The sequence below is a fragment of the Marinobacter sp. OP 3.4 genome (genome assembly GCF_036224885.1).
Lineage (GTDB): Bacteria > Pseudomonadota > Gammaproteobacteria > Pseudomonadales > Oleiphilaceae > Marinobacter.
Map to the genome: position 1 here is coordinate 1 of NZ_JAVVLT010000064.1, position 4,520 is coordinate 4,520.

A 4,520-nucleotide genomic window follows, 5' to 3' on the forward strand; every position below is an offset into this window, starting at 1 on the left:
GAGAACCGAAGGGACTTGCTGGAGGTGCTGGAAGACCGACATGGCCGGCGCTCCACCATCGCCACTAGCCAATTACCCATCGAGGAATGGCATGGGGCGATCGGTGACGCCACTCTGGCAGATGCCATTCTGGACCGGCTCGTACACAACGCCTACAAGATCAATCTGCGGGGCGAATCCATGCGAAAACAGCAGGCAAAGTTGACGGGCACTGAGACTTCGGAGTAAGAAGAGAAACCCCGCGTCGCTACGCTCCGATGGGTGGCAGCCTTGCTCCGGTCCGGGTGGCAGGCTTCACGCGGAATGGGTGGCAACCTTCAGCGGTTTACGCAACGGCCACGGTATTCAAGTGGCGTAATCGTTACATCGAACAAGGTCTGGGCGGTCTTCAGGACGCCCCAAGACCTGGGCAACCCAGAAAGCTGGACCAGAAGAAGGTCAAATCAATTCTCGATGACACGGTAAAGAAGCTGCCCAAGGAATCCAACCACTGGAGCGTGCGGCTGATGGCCGAATATGCCGGCGTCAGCCGCTGGCAAGTGCATCAGATCTGGAAAGCCGCTGACCTGAAACCGCACCGGCTGAAAACCTTCAAAATAAGCAATGATCCGGATTTTGCCGAAAAGGTTTTCGATGTCGTTGGCCTGTACTTGAATCCGCCAGATAACGCCCTGGTACTGTCTGTTGATGAGAAAACGCAGATCCAGGCACTGGATCGTACGCAGCCTAAACTCCAACTGAAACCCGGCCAGATTGAGCGCCGCACCCACGATTACAAGAGGCACGGTACGACCAGCTTATACGCGGCCCTGAACATACTGAACGGTGAAGTGATCGGGCGCATCACGCAACGCCACCGTGCCAAAGAATTTCTCGACTTTCTGCGGCAAATTGATCGAGGAACACCGAAAGAGCAGGACCTCCATCTGATTTTGGACAACAGCTCGACTCATAAAACACCAGAGGTGAAAGCCTGGCTGGAGAAACACCCCCGGTTCACGCTTCACTTCACACCAACCAGTGCCTCTTGGCTGAATGCCGTGGAGGGCTGGTTTGGTCAGCTGGAACGCCGCGCTTTGTACCGTGGAATCTTTACCAGTGTGGGCGAACTTAAGACGGCGATTCGCCGGTATATAAAGACCCATAACGAGAAACTGGCCAAGCCGTTCCGGTGGCACAAAAGTGCAGAATCGATTATGACTTCAGTGGCGCGAGCAAAGCTGAGCATCATTGATAATAAATAAACGAATTAACCGGACGGGACACTAGTCATCCAGTTTGCGCACCGTCGTGACTGGTCTGAGAACCATAGCTTCAATATCTCCTTGGCACGGCCAGCGTAATGTTCAAAAAATCAACTATATAGCCTTTGTGTGATGGTACGCCATCATGCAAGTAACCGCCATTTATACCCGCCAGAGCTTGACTATTGGTTGGTTAACCAACCAAAATAACTAAAACACCGCTCCGACACAAAGTATGGTATTTACAGATGAACCATCTCGCCCGAAAGCTTTCCTGTTTCCGCAAGCTTAGCATTCCGGCTGGGCAGCGCTGATGACTGAATCCCACGAAAAAAGGCACAGTAATGCCGTGATGACCGCGTGGCAGTTCACCCAAGAGGTCCCCCATGGTCAGGATTTGGGCATGCAGGTTGTTTCTGTGAACGGGGGAGAGGTCTGCATGCGCCTGATGCCACAGTCATGGATGATCGCCGACGATGGCGCAAAGGAGATTTGCACCGGCGTGTTGTATTCGCTCGCGGACTCGGCCAGCGGGCTGGCAGTATTTGCCGAAGCCCGGGAGCTCACCCCGATCGCCACACTGGATCTCCGAATGGATTACTTTCGGTCCGCCACCACCGAGCGCGCCCTGCTGGCGGTAGCAGCCTGTCGTTACCTTACGGACGAAATCGCGTTCATTCACTGTAACATCTTCCCTGAGGGCGATAAGCAGCCGGTTGCGGCGGGTAGCGCAACCTTCATGCGCAATACCCGCGGCCAACGTTTCCAGACTACTTTAGGACAGAAAAGAGAAGCATGAGCCAGCGTATCGATTCACTGCAACCAGGTCCGGACCTACGGGAAGGCAACAATGAATACTGGCAAACCTTGCTGGAACGCATTCCCTACGCTCGCCATCTCGGGCTTCAGGCTCAACAAGACTCCAGTGGGGTATGGGTTCATCTGCCTTATCAAAAGTCTTTGATTGGCAACTTTATGCTGCCCGCCCTGCATGGCGGTGTACTTGGTGCGCTGATCGAGATCACGGCGCGGATTGCTGCGCACGGCAAAGGTGCGCAGGCATCGTACCCACGCATACTGGACAGCAACATCAACTACCTTCGGTCAGCGCAGGCACGATCTACCTTCGCCAGTGCCGAGGTTGTCCGCCAGGGGCGCCGCACCAGCTTGGTACAGGTAAACTGCTGGCAGAGGGAACGGAGTGTACTGATCGCCAGCGGTCGGGTTCAGTTGCTGCTTGCAACCACAGCAGGCAACCAATAGTCCTTCTATGCAAGGTGGATAGATAGAATATAACCGAGATTGATGCGTTCCAGGACTTTGGCGGTCAGCCAGTCTCTCTTTGGTGATGGCCGTATTTCAAACAGCGCCTTATTTTCACTGGCCTGCATGGGAGAGGAATGGGACGGCGCCGGCGTGCCAGTGTTCCTGGCTGTCGAGACCTGACTGTTTTACTGGGCCGCATGGGTAAGCTGGCTGGCCGGCCTTGCAACGGCTTATGCCGCAACTCTTGCGTATGGGCAGCCAGCATCTGAGCGGATGTTGTCGGTGAGCTAGAGATAATGCCAGTTTCGGCTGAGGCGACCCCGACGCCCTTATTAGAATCGATAATTGATTAATGCGCCACCAAACGCCTGAGTGGCGTTACCGACGTCGTCCACAATCGGGCTGTCTTCTGCCTCGCCGGTGAGGTAAGCCACGCCTGCAAGGCCGGTCAGCGACCATGAAGGGGTCATCCGGTAAGTCAGCGCGCCCCCTAGCCGGGCCCGAAGATATCCGCTGTCTGCCGAAAAGCGGGGCAGACCGGAACGCGCGCTCTCGACCGCTGAGATATTGAAAAGGTCTTCGGTCCACTGTTTGCTGGAGTAAGTCAGGCCTGGCCCCACAGACAATGACAAGTTATCAGAGACCGGCGTTCGCCAACTGCTGCGAAGCTTAATCTGGTAACCATCCACATCTCCCGTGACCGGGGTGCGTACGGAAGCGCTGTGATCGAATGGGCCCGCCTGGTATCGCAGACGCAGACCCAGAGCGGCCCCCGAATCGACTTCATCGAGTGCTTCGATGTCGCCTTCGTTGTCCCGACCACCCACATAGCCAAGAAACGTGGACAATTGCCAGTCATTCTGGTTAAGCAGGTTCCAGCCCAAACCATCCCGGATATTGAGATAGAATCGCTCGCCATAGCGCAGGTTGATATTGGGGAGTGCGTGGGTTTCATAGTCGTCACTACCGAGATAATCCGGGGCATAGAATGCGCCTGCACCGATACTGCCGTCCCAGTCGGCGCCGGTCATGGCGCTTTGCCATTCGCTGTCTGCCACGGCTGTGGCAGAGACCGCGCTCAGAGACAGGGTTACTAAGGTTTTGTGCAAATATCTTGAAAACATGCTGTTGTGCCTCTTATGGGTTTTATTCAGTCTTGCGTGGGATCCTCGATGGTCTCATCGTCCCCGGCAATTGCCTCGATGCCAGGAGCGGAGGCGCTGAGCCAGCGGTTGAGCTGGATCAGGTCATCGGGGCTGAGGGTGCCGGCGGACTGTTTCAGGCGCAGACTGTTGAGGATGTAGTCATAACGGGCGTTGGCATAGTTCTGCAGGGCCTCGTAGTAATCCCGTTCGGCATCCAGCACCTCGACGATGTTGCGGGTGCCGACATCGTAGCCGGCGCGGGTGGCGTCGAGTGCGCTTCGCCTTGAGACGATGGTCTGTTCGAGCGCTGATGCGGATTCGATGTTGGTGTTAACGGAGCGGAAAAAGCTGCGGGTATCGACCCGAACGTCCCGGCGAACCGTGCTCAGGGCTTCATCGGCTGCGGTCACTCGTGAGCGCTGTTGACGGACCCCGGCCTGTGTCCCGCCGCCGCTGTACAGGGGCACATTCAGGGTCACGCCAATAACGCCCTCGGTGGTGGTGCCGTTGCCAGTGCGGGTGGCACCGCCACTGCCGGATGTGCCTCCGGTGTTGCCGGCCCTCAGGCCATCAATATCGGTCTCGCCATAGGAGATGTTCAGGTCCAGGGTCGGGTAGTGTCCGGCCTTCAGAGCTTCTGTGTCCAGCATGGACTCGGCCAGCAACTTCTTGAGCCGGGCGTTCTCTTCCTCAAGAGCTTTCAGGCGACGGGCTTCAGAGACTTCCAGGCCGCCATACTTCTTGCGCCATGTGTAGAAGGTTGCGTCCGAGATGTTGTACTTTCGGCACAGCTCTTTGACCGGAAGGCCAGCCTCGGCTTCCTTCAGAATGGGAATGATCTGTTCTTCGGTGAATCGCTTCTTCA

The 4,520-nt window shown here is 56.4% G+C and carries 4 protein-coding genes and 3 pseudogenes; 4 read left to right on the forward strand and 3 right to left on the reverse strand.

The features are described from left to right. From istB to RO069_RS11805, 4 genes and pseudogenes are all read left to right on the forward strand, one after another. Positions 1 to 228, forward strand: a pseudogene (gene istB / locus RO069_RS11790) (IS21-like element ISSpu5 family helper ATPase IstB); the annotation flags it as partial. Between the two features lie 113 nt (positions 229 to 341). Next, positions 342 to 1,244, forward strand: a pseudogene (locus RO069_RS11795) (IS630 family transposase); the annotation flags it as partial. Positions 1,245 to 1,557: 313 nt separating this feature from the next. Then, on the forward strand, positions 1,558 to 2,043 hold the full coding sequence (locus tag RO069_RS11800) for a PaaI family thioesterase (RefSeq protein WP_091855206.1): 486 nt from the start codon (positions 1,558 to 1,560) through the stop codon (positions 2,041 to 2,043). Then, positions 2,040 to 2,507: a PaaI family thioesterase gene (locus RO069_RS11805; RefSeq protein ID WP_091855205.1), complete on the forward strand. Its 468-nt coding sequence runs from the start codon at positions 2,040 to 2,042 to the stop codon at positions 2,505 to 2,507. The genes RO069_RS11800 and RO069_RS11805 overlap by 4 nt, the downstream gene beginning before the upstream one ends. Before the next feature lie 335 nt (positions 2,508 to 2,842). On the opposite strand, the gene RO069_RS11810 is transcribed toward RO069_RS11805, so the two are convergent. The 3 genes and pseudogenes from RO069_RS11810 to RO069_RS11820 form a co-directional block, all read right to left on the reverse strand. Then, positions 2,843 to 3,634, reverse strand: a complete 792-nt coding sequence (locus RO069_RS11810; protein WP_091855204.1) for a MipA/OmpV family protein — start codon at positions 3,632 to 3,634, stop codon at positions 2,843 to 2,845. Between the two features lie 26 nt (positions 3,635 to 3,660). Further along, entirely contained in the window at positions 3,661 to 4,305 is a 645-nt protein-coding gene (locus RO069_RS11815) for a TolC family protein (protein ID WP_177186114.1), read from the reverse strand. Then, positions 4,282 to 4,520, reverse strand: a pseudogene (locus RO069_RS11820) (transposase); the annotation flags it as partial. The pseudogene RO069_RS11820 and the gene RO069_RS11815, both read right to left, overlap by 24 nt.